At 60.3% G+C, this 12234-nt stretch carries 15 protein-coding genes; 8 read left to right on the plus strand and 7 right to left on the minus strand.

Features of this window, described 5'->3' with window-relative positions; translation table 11 throughout:
* Positions 1–13: 13 nt before the first annotated feature.
* The 3 genes from QRN61_RS04850 to cysB all read left to right on the plus strand — a co-directional run bounded on the left by QRN61_RS04850 (position 14) and on the right by cysB (position 2609).
* The gene (locus tag QRN61_RS04850) at positions 14–919 is read left to right on the plus strand and encodes a 5'-nucleotidase (protein ID WP_027613454.1); all 906 of its coding nucleotides are present in this window, start codon (positions 14–16) and stop codon (positions 917–919) included.
* A 98-nt stretch (positions 920–1017) separates the two neighbouring features.
* A complete protein-coding gene (locus QRN61_RS04855; RefSeq protein ID WP_027613453.1) occupies positions 1018–1521 on the plus strand; it encodes a universal stress protein in 504 nt (167 codons plus the stop codon).
* A gap of 113 nt (positions 1522–1634) precedes the next feature.
* Positions 1635–2609, plus strand: a complete 975-nt coding sequence (cysB, locus tag QRN61_RS04860) for an HTH-type transcriptional regulator CysB (RefSeq protein ID WP_007908591.1) — start codon at positions 1635–1637, stop codon at positions 2607–2609.
* 9 nt (positions 2610–2618) lie between these two features.
* On the opposite strand, the gene QRN61_RS04865 is transcribed toward cysB, so the two are convergent.
* Together QRN61_RS04865 and QRN61_RS04870 are read right to left on the minus strand one after the other, a co-directional pair.
* On the minus strand, positions 2619–3101 hold the full coding sequence (locus QRN61_RS04865; protein ID WP_003226791.1) for a GreA/GreB family elongation factor: 483 nt from the start codon (positions 3099–3101) through the stop codon (positions 2619–2621).
* Positions 3102–3103: 2 nt separating this feature from the next.
* Positions 3104–3514 (minus strand): hypothetical protein, encoded by a 411-nt coding sequence (locus tag QRN61_RS04870; protein WP_115984010.1) that lies wholly within the window; start codon positions 3512–3514, stop codon positions 3104–3106.
* 125 nt (positions 3515–3639) lie between these two features.
* Between QRN61_RS04870 and earP the strand changes: the two genes are divergently transcribed.
* The gene (gene earP / locus QRN61_RS04875) at positions 3640–4782 is read left to right on the plus strand and encodes an elongation factor P maturation arginine rhamnosyltransferase EarP (RefSeq protein WP_285373352.1); all 1143 of its coding nucleotides are present in this window, start codon (positions 3640–3642) and stop codon (positions 4780–4782) included.
* A gap of 48 nt (positions 4783–4830) precedes the next feature.
* Positions 4831–5400: an elongation factor P gene (locus QRN61_RS04880; RefSeq protein ID WP_003226785.1), complete on the plus strand. Its 570-nt coding sequence runs from the start codon at positions 4831–4833 to the stop codon at positions 5398–5400.
* Positions 5401–5583: 183 nt separating this feature from the next.
* On the opposite strand, the gene QRN61_RS04885 is transcribed toward QRN61_RS04880, so the two are convergent.
* The 4 genes from QRN61_RS04885 to QRN61_RS04900 form a co-directional block, all read right to left on the minus strand.
* Positions 5584–6594: an alpha/beta hydrolase gene (locus QRN61_RS04885; RefSeq protein ID WP_095137300.1), complete on the minus strand. Its 1011-nt coding sequence runs from the start codon at positions 6592–6594 to the stop codon at positions 5584–5586.
* Positions 6595–6628: 34 nt separating this feature from the next.
* On the minus strand, positions 6629–7048 hold the full coding sequence (locus tag QRN61_RS04890; protein WP_027613448.1) for an organic hydroperoxide resistance protein: 420 nt from the start codon (positions 7046–7048) through the stop codon (positions 6629–6631).
* A gap of 320 nt (positions 7049–7368) precedes the next feature.
* Positions 7369–7824 carry a MarR family winged helix-turn-helix transcriptional regulator gene (locus QRN61_RS04895; RefSeq protein ID WP_103368328.1) on the minus strand — a complete coding sequence of 152 codons (456 nt, stop codon included), beginning with the start codon at positions 7822–7824 and terminating at the stop codon, positions 7369–7371.
* A gap of 73 nt (positions 7825–7897) precedes the next feature.
* The gene (locus QRN61_RS04900; protein WP_096794959.1) at positions 7898–8854 is read right to left on the minus strand and encodes a LysR family transcriptional regulator; all 957 of its coding nucleotides are present in this window, start codon (positions 8852–8854) and stop codon (positions 7898–7900) included.
* Positions 8855–8964: 110 nt separating this feature from the next.
* Here QRN61_RS04900 and QRN61_RS04905 point away from each other — a divergent pair, with 110 nt between their 5' ends.
* Complete coding sequence (locus QRN61_RS04905) at positions 8965–9714, plus strand: sulfite exporter TauE/SafE family protein (protein WP_027613445.1); 750 nt, start codon at positions 8965–8967, stop codon at positions 9712–9714.
* Here QRN61_RS04905 and QRN61_RS04910 read toward each other — a convergent pair.
* Positions 9704–10558, minus strand: a complete 855-nt coding sequence (locus QRN61_RS04910; protein WP_025113145.1) for a LysR substrate-binding domain-containing protein — start codon at positions 10556–10558, stop codon at positions 9704–9706. The two genes, QRN61_RS04905 and QRN61_RS04910, sit on opposite strands and share 11 nt — an antisense overlap.
* Positions 10559–10654: 96 nt before the next feature.
* Here QRN61_RS04910 and QRN61_RS04915 point away from each other — a divergent pair, with 96 nt between their 5' ends.
* The gene (locus QRN61_RS04915) at positions 10655–10876 is read left to right on the plus strand and encodes a DUF1127 domain-containing protein (protein ID WP_097088306.1); all 222 of its coding nucleotides are present in this window, start codon (positions 10655–10657) and stop codon (positions 10874–10876) included.
* Between the two features lie 64 nt (positions 10877–10940).
* Positions 10941–12167 (plus strand): winged helix-turn-helix domain-containing protein, encoded by a 1227-nt coding sequence (locus tag QRN61_RS04920; RefSeq protein WP_027613443.1) that lies wholly within the window; start codon positions 10941–10943, stop codon positions 12165–12167.
* Positions 12168–12234 lie beyond the last annotated feature (67 nt).

The raw sequence follows: 12234 nt of genomic DNA on the forward strand, positions 1-12234 counted from the left end.
GAGTGGGGAAGGCATGGCCAAGAACATCGATGACAAACTGGTGCTGGCGATTTCGTCTCGCGCCTTGTTCGACCTGAGCGAGAGTCATAAGGTCTATCTGGCGAGCGGCGTCGAAGCCTATCGGCAATACCAGATTGAACACGAAGACGAAATTCTCGCGCCCGGCGATGCGTTCCCGCTGGTGGAAAAACTCCTGAGCCTCAACAGTCGCCTCGACCGCGCCCGGGTCGAGGTGATTCTGGTTTCGCGCAACAGTGCCGACACCGGCCTGCGCGCGTTCAACTCGATCGATCATTATGGGCTGGACATCTCGCGGGCGGCCTTCGTCGGCGGGCGCAGTCCGTATCCCTATCTCAAAGCGTTTGGCTGTGACTTGTTTCTGTCCACCCACGCCGAGGATGTGCGCGCCGCGCTGGACGCCGGGTTTGCCGCGGCGACGATTCTCTCCGGCGGCGCCAGTCGCGCGGCCAGTGATGAGTTGCGCATCGCCTTCGACGGCGATGCGGTGTTGTTCTCCGACGAATCCGAGCGCGTTTATCAGGCCGGCGGGCTGCTGGCGTTTCAGGCCAAGGAACGCGAGTCGGCGCGCGAGCCATTGCGCGGTGGGCCTTTCAAGGGCTTTCTGGCGGCACTCAATGCGCTGCAACGCGAGTTCCCCGAAGACGACTGCCCGATCCGCACGGCGCTGGTTACCGCGCGTTCGGCACCGGCTCATGAGCGGGTGATCCGCACCTTGCGCGAGTGGGACATCCGCCTCGACGAGTCGCTGTTTCTCGGCGGGCTGACCAAATCGGCGTTTCTCGAAGCCTTCGCTGCCGATGTGTTCTTCGACGATCAGACCGGCCACTGCGAGGCCGCCCGCGAAGTGGTCGCCACCGGTCACGTACCGCATGGCATCAGCAACGAACCGTCGATCTAAAGCCCCTGTGCTTCAAGACGTTGCGTCGCACGTCGTACTCGCCAAGGCACTGCTAAGCTGAATCAAATCTCCGCCATGTTGGCACGCGAGGAGGTCATATGATTCGTTCGATGCTGTATGCCACTGACCTCGGTCTGTACGCACCTTTAGTGATGCAGCATGCCCTGGCACTGGCGCGGACATTCAATGCCGACTTGTATGTGGTGCATGCAGTGGAACCCATGGGGCTGTTTGCCGAATCGGTGTTGCAGAGTTATCTCGACGAACAGGCATTGAACGAATTTCACAGTCAGGGTCTGAAAACTGTCATCGCCAATATCGAGCAACGGGTACTGGACAGTTTTCGCGAAGAGCTGGGCGACGAGGGCGAGCAGGATCTGCAGCGGATTTGCGCGGTTCGGGTGGTGCAGGGCGATCCGGCGCAGGTGATTCTCGACCAGGTGCAGAAACTCTCTGTGGATTTGCTGATCGTAGGCACTCACAGCCACGGCGTAGGGGCGGAAACGCCTTTGGGGCGCACGGCGACTCGGGTCCTGCAATTGGCCAAGGTGCCGGTTTATCTGGTGCCATTGGTGGAGCGCCGGCGCCGGGGGGATCGCTGAAGCGGGAATAATGGCCTTTTGATAAAAAAGTTCTAGATTTATTCATCAAACCATTAATATAGTTATATACCGTCGCTGATGCCCGTGGCGTCTACCTGCTTTGAGGGATACATATGAAGCTTCAACAATTGCGCTACATCTGGGAAGTGGCGCACCACGACCTCAACGTTTCCGCTACCGCCCAAAGCCTTTACACCTCGCAACCGGGTATCAGTAAACAGATCCGCCTGCTGGAAGACGAACTTGGCGTTGAAGTGTTTGCCCGCAGTGGCAAGCACCTGACCCGCGTCACCCCGGCCGGCGAGCGCATCATCACCACCGCAGGCGAAATCCTGCGCAAGGTCGAAAGCATCAAGCAGATTGCCCAGGAATTCTCCAACGAGAAAAAAGGCACCCTGTCGATCGCCACCACCCACACCCAGGCGCGTTATGCATTGCCGCCGGTGATCAGCAATTTCATCAAACAATACCCGGACGTGGCGCTGCACATGCACCAAGGTTCGCCAATGCAGATCGCCGAGATGGCCGCTGACGGCACCGTCGATTTCGCCATCGCCACCGAAGCGCTGGAGCTGTTCGGTGATCTGGTGATGATGCCGTGCTATCGCTGGAACCGCTGCGTGGTCGTGCCCCAGGGCCACCCGCTGACCAAGCTGCCGAAGCTGACCCTCGAAGCGCTGGCCGAATACCCGATCGTGACTTACGTGTTCGGTTTCACCGGCCGTTCGAAACTCGACGAAGCCTTCAGCCATCGCGGCCTGACGCCGAAAGTGGTGTTCACCGCGGCCGACGCCGACGTGATCAAAACCTACGTGCGTCTGGGCCTGGGTGTGGGCATCGTTGCCAAAATGGCGGTCGACACCAAGCTCGATAACGACCTGGTGGTGCTGGATGCCAGCGAGCTGTTCGAGTCGAGCATCACCAAGATCGGTTTCCGTCGCGGTACTTTCCTGCGAGGTTTCATGTGCGACTTCATCGAGAAGTTCGCCCCGCACCTGACCCGCGAAGTGATGGCCAAAGCCATCCAGTGCCACAACAAGCAGGAGCTGGAAGAGCTGTTCGACGGCGTCGAACTGCCGGTCCACTAAGACCCTGCCTCAAAGCACCTCGGTGACAGCAAACTGTTGCCGGGTGCCCGCCACCAGGATCTCCACTTCATCGCCCTCGAACTTGCCCAGCAGGCTTTTGCCCAGCGGCGAGCGCGGGGTGATGACGGTAATCGGCTGACCCACCACATCGACTTTCAGGCCCGCCGCATCCGGGGCCAGAAACAGCCATTGCTCGCGACCCTTTTCGTCCTCCAGACCGAGCAGGGCGCCGATCTCGATGCCGCGATTTTCGTCATAGGCACGCAGTGTCAGGTTCTGGCACAGCGCCAGTGACTGGCGGATTTCCTCGACCCGTTTCGCCTGACCCGCCGCCAGATAGGAAGCCTCAAGCCCGAGCGTGTCGTATTTGTTCTCGGCGATGTTCTCTTCGTGGGTCGCGGTTTCGTAAGCGGTCTGCGCGGCGCGCTCGGCGATGTCGAGGTCGACGCGCAGTTTGTCGAGGATCAGTTGGTGGACGGTGTGCTTGTTCATGATCAATCGCAGAATTGCAAAACGTTGGCGCGGCTCTTTTCGCTCGGCGCGGTCTGGTCCTGTTGCAGCCAGAACTGGCACTTGGGATTCGACTGGTTGCGACTGCTGCCGCGAGCCTGATCCAGACGTGCCTGCTGCTCGTTCTTGCGCAGGTTTTCTTCGTACTGCTCGAACAGCGGGCTCTGTGGCGGAATGTCCGGTTGTACCTGGACGGCCGCTGGCGGCTTGGCCAGTTGCTGCACCGCCTGAGCGACAGGCGCCAGTTGTTCGGTGAACACCAGGCGCGAGAGCAGCCAGCAGGTCAGGGCGATGGCCAGAAAGCCCAGCCACATGCCCAGGGCAATGCTGCCGGTCAGTTGCAGCGCGCTAAGCTGAACAGGCAACGGACGACGCGGGTTGGGACGATAGGGCATGGCTGCCTCCTGGCGGATGATTGCGGGCAAGTGGCGATTGTCGCACGAAGATTAATCGCCGTCGGCTCTTCTGCGCGAGGTCATTTATGCGGACAATCAGCGCTTTTGCCAACGGGAGTCTTTGCATGCCGGTATCGAAAACCCGCTGGGATATTTTTTGCACCGTGGTCGACAATTATGGCGACATCGGCGTGACCTGGCGTCTGGCCCGGCAACTGGTGGCCGAACATGGACTGGCGGTGCGCTTGTGGGTCGATGACCTGCGTGCCTTCGAACGTATCTGCCCCGAGATCGACATCCACCTGGCGCAGCAATCGCAGCAGGGCGTCGAGGTGCGGCATTGGCCGAGCGACTGGCCGCAGACGGAGGCGGCGGACGTGGTGATCGCCGCATTTGCCTGTCAGCTGCCATCGGCGTACATGGACGCCATGGCCGAGCGGCAACAGCCACCGCTGTGGATGAACCTCGATTACCTCAGCGCCGAAGACTGGGTCACCGGTTGTCACGGTTTGCCGTCGGTGAAGTACAAGTCGGTACAGAAATTCTTTTTCTTTCCCGGATTTCAACCGGGGACGGGCGGCTTGCTGCGTGAAAACGGTCTGCTTGAGCGGCGTCGGCGATTTCAGCAGGACGCGGCTGCGCAGCGACAATTCCTGCACGGCCTGGGCGTAGATCGCGCAGCTGACGCACAGCTGATCTCGTTGTTTGCCTACGAAAATGCCGGGCTGGCCAGTTGGCTGGATGCGTTGGCGGCCGATAGCACTCCGACCCATCTGCTGGTGCCGGAAGGGCGGATTCTCGGTGATGTTGCGCACTGGCTCGGGGTCGATGCATTGGCTGTCGGCGATCTGGACGTGCGTCAGGCGCTGACGGTGCAGGTGCTGCCGTTCGTCCGTCAGGATCAATACGATCAGTTGCTGTGGTGCTGCGACTTCAACGCGGTGCGCGGTGAAGACTCGTTCGTCCGTGCACAGTGGGCCGGGCGACCGATGCTCTGGCACATCTATCAGCAGGACGAAGACATTCACCTCGACAAGCTCGATGCCTTTCTCGCGCTCTACACCAAAGGGCTTTCCCCGGCCGCTGCCGAGGCGATGAGCGGTCTGTGGCGGGCCTGGAGTGCCGGGAAACCGATCGGCGAGCACTGGCTCCAGGTCCGTAAACACTGGCCAGAACTGCAGGAAAACGCCGAGCAATGGTGTCTGGAACAAGGCTTGCAGGCGGATCTTGCCACGGCGCTGGTACAGTTTTACCTAAATTGGATATGATACGCGGCCTAGATTTTTGTAAATCCCATCCAAATTCGGATATTCGCAATGAAAACTGGTAAAGAACTCAAACCCGGTACCGTGATCCGTATCGACAACGATCCTTGGCTGGTTCAGAAAGCTGAATTCACCAAGTCGGGCCGTAACAGCGCGATCATGAAGACCAAGCTGAAGAACCTGCTGACCGGTTACAAGACCGAAACCGTTTACGGTGCGGACGACAAGCTGGACGACGTGATCCTCGACCGCAAAGAAGCGACCCTGTCCTTCATCAGCGGCGACACCTACACGTTCATGGACACCACTGACTACACCATGTACGAACTGAACGCCGAAGACATCGAAAGCGTTCTGCCTTTCGTTGAAGAAGGCATGACCGACGTTTGCGAAGCCGTGTTCTTCGAAGAGCGTCTGGTTTCCGTAGAACTGCCGACCACCATCGTGCGTCAGGTTGACTACACCGAAGGTTCCGCTCGCGGTGACACTTCCGGCAAGGTGATGAAGCCTGCCAAACTGAAGAACGGTACCGAGCTGTCGGTTGCTGACTTCATCGAAATCGGCGACATGATCGAGATCGATACCCGCGAAGGCGGTTCCTACAAAGGCCGTGCCAAATAAGCACTGCTTTTTACGGAAAGAAAAAGCCCGACCATTGGTCGGGCTTTTTTGTGTCTGCGTTTTGCGCTTCACGCCTGTCCCCTGTGGGAGCGAGCCTGCTCGCGAATGCGTTCTGTCAGTCAGCACACAACCGGATGACACACCGCTTTCGCGAGCAGGCTCGCTCCCACAATGGGATGGTGGTTACTTCAAGTGTTGCTTGAGTTCCTCAGACGCCTGCAACATCGCCGAACGCACCGCCGGCACCTGGCTGACCACGTTGAGCAAGCCGTAATCGTGAATCATGCCGTTGTACCGTACCGACGTTACCGCTACACCCGCCTCGTCGAGTTTGCGTGCGTACGCTTCACCTTCATCACGCAATACATCGGCGCTGGCGGTCTGCACCAGTGCTGGCGGCAGGCCCTTCAATTGCGCGGTGGTTGCTCGCAACGGCGAGGCATAGATCTCGTTACGCTGTTTGGCATCGGTGGTGTAGTTGTCCCAGAACCACTTCATCATGTTGCGTGTGAGGAAGTGCCCTTCGGCGTATTGGTTATACGAGCCCGTGTCGAAACTGGCGTCCGTCACAGGCCACAGCAGTACCTGGAATCTGATCGCCGGGGTGCCTTGGTCTTTGGCCATCAGCGCCACCACGGCCGCCATGTTACCGCCGACACTGTTGCCCGCCACGGCCAGACGCTGGCCGTCGACATTGATCTCTTTACCGTGCTCGGCGACCCACTTTGTCGCGGCGTAGGCCTGGTTGATCGCCACCGGGTAATGCGCTTCCGGAGACGGCGTGTAATTGACGAAGACTGCCGCCGCGCCCGAACCGACCACCAGATCGCGCACCAGCCGTTCGTGGGTCGGGAAATCGCCCAGTACCCAGCCGCCACCATGGAAGAACATGAACACCGGCAGCTCGCCCTTGACCCCGGCCGGCCGGACGATGGTCAGCTGCAACGGTTGGCCATTGACCTGAATGGTCTTCTCGCTGACGTCTGCTTTGGGCAGCGTCAGCTTGACCCCCGACTGCGCGCCGACCAGCACGGCGCGGGCGTCTTTGGGTGTCAGCTGTTCTATCGGCTTGCCGGTGCCGGCATTCAACACATCGAGAAAGGCCTGAGTGTTGTGTTCGACATCACCGGCGAACGCACTGTGGATGGACAGGGCGAGAAGGGTACCGGTCAAGACTTTGCTGAAAGTGTTCATGTTCATTTCCTGTTCGGGCCTGGGGCGTCAGTGCTTAAACGGTGACGTGCAGACGCACGTCGACGTTGCCACGGGTGGCGTTGGAGTACGGGCAGACCTGGTGCGCCGCGTCGACCAGTGTCTGCGCGTCGGCTTGTTCCAGACCCGGCAGGCTGATGTGCAGGTCAATGTCCAGACCGAAGCCGCCAGGGATCTGGCCGATACCGACATGAGCAGTGATCGAGGCATCGTCGGGGATTTTGCGTTTGGTCTGGCTGGCGACGAATTTCAGTGCGCCGATGAAGCAGGCCGAGTAACCGGCAGCGAACAGTTGCTCAGGGTTGGTCGCTGCGCCGCCGGCACCGCCGAGTTCTTTCGGGGTGGCGAGTTTGACGTCGAGGATGTTGTCGCTGGAGATCGCACGACCATCACGGCCGCCAGTGGAGGTTGCGATTGCAGTGTAGAGAGTTTGCATGGTGTGGGCCTCGTTGGGTGTCTGTTTTTGCGCTAATTGTTTGCGCGCTAAGTAAGTGCGATAGGAATGTAGCTCGCTAATGTTTAGTGCGCAAGATAATTTTCTGAAAAATATGCGCTTCGACGAAGGACTGGTTCGTTTGGTTAGCCTGGAAGGCGCGGTTTAGAGAGGATGGCGGGAAGGTCAGGCGTGGAAAAATATTTTTCAGACAACGAGATTACCTGTAGGAGTGAGCCTGCTCGCGATAGCGATGCAGCAGTCAACACGATGGCGGCGCGTTCACCGCTATCGCGAGCGGGCTCACTCCTACAGTGGCGGGCTCAGGCCAAACTGTTTTGCAGATGGTTGCGCAGGGCTTGCAACTCAGATTGAAGCTTCTGCAGGCGTTCGAGGGTGAAACCACTGGCGCCGAGGATGCATTGTGGAATGGTTTGCGCCTTGTCGCGCAGTGCTCGACCTTGCTCGGTCAACTCGACAATCACCACACGCTCATCTTCACGACTGCGCGTGCGGCTGAGCAAGCCTTCACCTTCCAGCCGTTTGAGCAGGGGTGTCAGCGAGCCTGGATCGGTCAGCAACCGCGTGCTGATTTCGCCCACGGTCAAACCATCCTTTTCCCACAGCACCATCATCGCCAGATACTGCGGGTAGGTCAGGCCCAGCGCTTGCAGCAGCGGCTTGTAGACCTTGGTCATCATCAGTGAAGTGGAATGCAGGGCGAAGCACGCCTGATTGTCGAGCAGCAGGTCGTCGCAGGTGTCGCGTTCGGTGGTCATGGCAAAGCCTTGTTCGGTGATGGGCTTGAATCTAGCGCCCGAATGTTTAATGCGCCAGATAATTATCCAGGATCTAGTGTCGGCCCAGCTCGCGTTGCAGCGCCAGATCCCACGGTGGCACCGGGCTGAAGCGGGTCTTGAGGTATTCCAAAAGCAGACGGCTGCGCGAGTGGGTCTGCTGTTCCATGCGCAGCGCATAGATGCCGGTGCTTTCCGGTTGCGGCAGGCCGTTCTCGCAGAACAGCGGCAGCAGTTCGCCGCGCAGCAGGTATTCGCTGGCCAGCCAGGTCGGCAAATGCGCGATGCCCAGCCCGGCCAGAGCACCGCACACCAGCGCTTCGGCATTGTTGGCGCTCATGCGGATGCGCGCGGGGCGATGCAGTTGCATTTGCCCGTCCAGTTCGAAGCGCCAGGCGAAGGGCGGGGCGAGACCTTCCCAATCCAGCCCGTCATGTTCACTCAACTGCGCGGGATGGCGCGGTGCGCCACGGCGTTTCAGGTAGTCGGGGCTGGCGCAGGCAATGCGTACCATGCTCGCCAGGGGCGTGGCGACCAGCCGCGTATCGGCCATTTGCCCGGCGCGCAGCACCAGATCGACTTTGCCCAGATTCGAGCCGTGCATGTCGATGAAGCTGTCGATCAGGTGCAACTGCACGTCGAGGCCCGGGTACAGCACCAGAAAGTCAGCGATGACCGGCGCGAGATGGCGGCGACCAAAAGCGGCCGGGGCATCGATGCGGATCAAGCCTTCCGGCGCACTGCTCAACGACACCGCCTCGGCGCGGGCCAGTTGCAGTTCGCTGACGATGCGCCGTGCTCGCTCGGCAAACGCCAGACCCGCCGGGGTCGCCCGCACGGCGTGGGTGCTGCGAATGAACAACTGGCTGCCAACCGCGCTTTCCAGGCTGTCGATGCGCCGCGCCACGGCGGAAGGCGTCAGCGGATGACGACGGGAAGCCGCAGAAAAACTGCCGCTTTCCAGCACATCGAGAAACAGCCCGAGCTGTTCGGTCAACTGATTGGGATTCATGAGTGTTTCGGTGCTTGTGCGAAATTGGCATAGCCATTGTGCGTTGCTGTGCGTTTCCCCGCCAGCCTCGACTGGGTAGGATGAATCGCCTGACGGATGAGGAAATCGTTGTGATCGAGTTTTTGTTGTACCTGCTGTTTGGCGCCGCCCTTGGCACATTGGGCGGGATCTTCGGCATCGGCGGTGGTTTGATCGCCATCCCGCTGCTGGGCGTATGGTTTGGCCTTGATCAGCAGATCGCCCAAGGCACGGCGCTGGTGATGGTGGTGCCCAACGTGATGCTGGCGCTGTGGCGCTATCATCAGCGCAATCGCATCGAATTGCGTCATGCGCTGCCGCTGGCGGTCATGGGTTTTTGCTTTGCGTGGATCGGTTCGATCTGGGCGGTGGGCATCGATGCGCAAACCATGCGCATCGGTTTTGTCGCGTTCCTTGTGGTGCTCTCGGCGTACAACCTGCTGAAGATGTTCGGCAAGAAAACCGCCGTGACCTCCGAGATGCGTTACTCATGGCCATGGCTGGGTGTTTTGGGCGCAGCGTCCGGGACCATGGGCGGTCTGTTCGGTGTCGGCGGGGCCGTGGTGGCGACGCCAGTACTGACCAGTCTGTTCGGCACCAGCCAAGTGGTTGCTCAAGGCCTGTCGCTGGCTCTGGCGTTGCCAAGCACCGGCGTGACCCTGGTGACCTACGCGGTGCATCACGAAGTGGACTGGATGATCGGCCTGCCGCTGGCCATCGGCGGTCTGGCCAGCATCAGTTGGGGGGTGAAAGTCGCCCACGCCATGCCGGAAAGGCTCCTGCGCGGGCTGTTCTGCGGTTTTCTGGTGCTGTGCGCGGTGATGCTCGCGTTTAAAGTTTGAAGCCTTCGACGATGTGTTCGGCCAGGCATTCGGTGATCGGCGACGGATTGTTCAGGTTGCGGATCAGCATGATGCTGGCCTCGGGCAACAGCGGCAGATCCTCGGCGGCGCCGAGAATGCGCATGTCCGGGGTGATCAGGCTCTCCAGTTGCGCGGTGATCGCCAGACCCGCGCTCACCACCGCCATCAGCGCCGACAGGCTGGTGCTGTTGTAGGCGATGCGGTAGTCGCGGCCCATCGCGTCCAGCGCATTGCACGCCCACAAACGGCAGAAACAATCACTGTTGAACATCGCCAGCGGCAACGGCGTCTGCTCGTGGGCGCTGAAATTCTGCGCCTCGGCCCAGACGAAACGCTCCTTGCGCAGCAACTGACCGATCTCGTTGCCCGGCTCGCGGGTGACAATCGACAGGTCCAGATCGGTGCGCTGCAACAGTTGTTTGCTGGACTCGCAATGCACTTCGATCTGGATCAGCGGGTAAAACTGAGCGAACCGCGAGAGGATCCCCGGCAGAAACCGCATCACGTAATCATCCGGCGTACCGATGCGCACGGTGCCGACCATGTGCGGCTCGCGCAGCGTGTTGAACACTTCGCTGTGCAATTTCAGGATGCGCCGCGCGTAACCCAGCAATACCTGGCCTTCGGCAGTCAGGCGTACCTGGCGGCCGTCGCGCTCGAATAGCTGGCGTTGCAGTACATCTTCTTCGAGGCGCTTCATCTGCATGCTCACCGCCGATTGCGTGCGGTTGACCATCTCGCCGGCGCGGGTAAACCCGCCTTGATCGGCAATCGCGACGAAGGTGCGCAGGACATCGGTATCGATACTGGGGTAGGCCGACAATTGATGAATCTCCGTGATGAATGCCATCAGAAACATTCGTTGGATTGATCTTAGCGCCAGCGCGAGACTTGAGCCATCCACAAGGAGGGCAACACGATGAAAGGTCAAAGAGAGTATGTAGACGACGCAAAATTTTCCGGCCACGGGCATATCGTTTCCGACCTGCTGCACAAGTTTAGCCGCTGGTACGAACTGCACCGAGAACGCGAGTTGCTTGCCAGCCTGAGCGACGAAGCGCTGAAGGACATCGGGGTCAGCCGTGCCGACGTCGAACACGAGGCCATTCGGCCGTTCTGGGACGATCCGATGCATAAATGATCAGGGCCTTACTACACAAACCACTTTCAGGTGAGGTAGGTTGCGAGCAGACAAGGAGATGCTCATGCCCGCGACTCTGGCCTTTTCCCTCAAACAGGCGCGACGTCTGGCGCTGGCTGCCCAAGGGTTCAACGGGCGCCAGCCGCCGACCGTCAAGGCGCCGCAACTCAACCGGCTGATCGAACGGCTGGGGCTGTTGCAGATCGACTCCGTCAACGCCGTGGTGCGCTCGCACTATCTGCCGCTGTTTTCCCGTCTGGGTTCCTATTCTTCCGATCTGCTCGACCAGGCTGCCTGGAGTTCGGGGCGTCGGCGCACGCTCTTCGAATACTGGGGCCACGAAGCGTCGTTGCTGCCGCTGGCGATGTATCCGTTGATGGGGTGGCGGATGCAGCGGGCCAGAACTGGCAGAGACATCTATCAGCAACTGGCGAAGTTTGGTCTTGAGCAGCAGGACGTCGTGCGCCGGGTTTTAAGCGCGGTTGAGGCGCGCGGTGCATTGGGCGCCGGCAGTCTGTCGACCCGCGAGGACAAGGCCGGGCAATGGTGGGACTGGAGCGCGGAAAAGCATGCGCTGGAATGGTTGTTCGCCGCCGGTGAAGTGACCGTCGCCGGCCGCCGCGGTTTTGAGCGTTTGTATGATTTGCCGGAGCGGGTGATCCCGACATCGATTCTGCAGCAGCCGTTGCCGGATGAAGCCGAAGCACAACGTGGTTTGCTGCTGCACGCGGCCCAGGCACTGGGCGTCGGCACGGAAAAGGATCTGCGCGATTATTTCCGCTTGAACCCTGGCGATGCGCGACCGCGTCTGGCGGAGCTGGTCGAGGACGGGCAATTGCAGACCTGCGAAGTCGCTGGCTGGCGACAGATCGCCTACTGCCTGCCGCAGCCGAAAGTCCCACGTAAAGTCATCGCCAGTGCGCTGTTGTCACCGTTCGATTCGCTGATCTGGGAGCGCAGTCGCACCGAGCGCTTGTTCGATTTTCGTTATCGGCTGGAGATCTATACGCCGCAGGACAAGCGGGTCTACGGCTATTACGTGTTGCCGTTTCTGCACAACGAGCGGATTGCCGCGCGGGTCGATCTGCGCGCCGAGCGGGCGTCGGGACGATTGGCGGTGCATGCAGTGCACGAGGAAGAGCCGGGGCTGGACGAAGAGGGGATGCTGGCGCTGGCGTTGAATTTGCGGCAGATGGCCGATTGGCTGGGGCTTGCGCGAGTGCAGCTTAATTGTCAGCGCGAGAGTGCGGGGCGGTTGCGGGTGGCGTTGGCGCAGATCGGCTGTGACTGAGCGGGCCTCTTCGCGAGCAGGCTCGCTCCCACATGGGTTTTGTGTACGACACAGATCCAGTGTGGGA

This window comes from Pseudomonas sp. lyk4-TYG-107, assembly GCF_030209055.1.
Lineage (GTDB): Bacteria > Pseudomonadota > Gammaproteobacteria > Pseudomonadales > Pseudomonadaceae > Aquipseudomonas > Aquipseudomonas putida_A.

Bases quoted from the DNA above. Each gene is read 5' to 3' on its own strand.
- QRN61_RS04855 (WP_027613453.1), top strand. From the start codon at position 1,018: ATGATTCGTTCGATGCTGTATGCCACTGACCTCGGTCTGTACGCACCT.
- QRN61_RS04870 (WP_115984010.1), bottom strand. From the start codon at position 3,514: ATGCCCTATCGTCCCAACCCGCGTCGTCCGTTGCCTGTTCAGCTTAGC.
- QRN61_RS04900 (WP_096794959.1), bottom strand. From the start codon at position 8,854: ATGAATCCCAATCAGTTGACCGAACAGCTCGGGCTGTTTCTCGATGTG.
- QRN61_RS04850 (WP_027613454.1), top strand. From the start codon at position 14: ATGGCCAAGAACATCGATGACAAACTGGTGCTGGCGATTTCGTCTCGC.
- earP (WP_285373352.1), top strand. From the start codon at position 3,640: ATGCCGGTATCGAAAACCCGCTGGGATATTTTTTGCACCGTGGTCGAC.
- QRN61_RS04880 (WP_003226785.1), top strand. From the start codon at position 4,831: ATGAAAACTGGTAAAGAACTCAAACCCGGTACCGTGATCCGTATCGAC.
- QRN61_RS04885 (WP_095137300.1), bottom strand. From the start codon at position 6,594: ATGAACACTTTCAGCAAAGTCTTGACCGGTACCCTTCTCGCCCTGTCC.
- QRN61_RS04915 (WP_097088306.1), top strand. From the start codon at position 10,655: ATGAAAGGTCAAAGAGAGTATGTAGACGACGCAAAATTTTCCGGCCAC.
- QRN61_RS04920 (WP_027613443.1), top strand. From the start codon at position 10,941: ATGCCCGCGACTCTGGCCTTTTCCCTCAAACAGGCGCGACGTCTGGCG.
- QRN61_RS04895 (WP_103368328.1), bottom strand. From the start codon at position 7,824: ATGACCACCGAACGCGACACCTGCGACGACCTGCTGCTCGACAATCAG.
- QRN61_RS04890 (WP_027613448.1), bottom strand. From the start codon at position 7,048: ATGCAAACTCTCTACACTGCAATCGCAACCTCCACTGGCGGCCGTGAT.
- cysB (WP_007908591.1), top strand. From the start codon at position 1,635: ATGAAGCTTCAACAATTGCGCTACATCTGGGAAGTGGCGCACCACGAC.
- QRN61_RS04865 (WP_003226791.1), bottom strand. From the start codon at position 3,101: ATGAACAAGCACACCGTCCACCAACTGATCCTCGACAAACTGCGCGTC.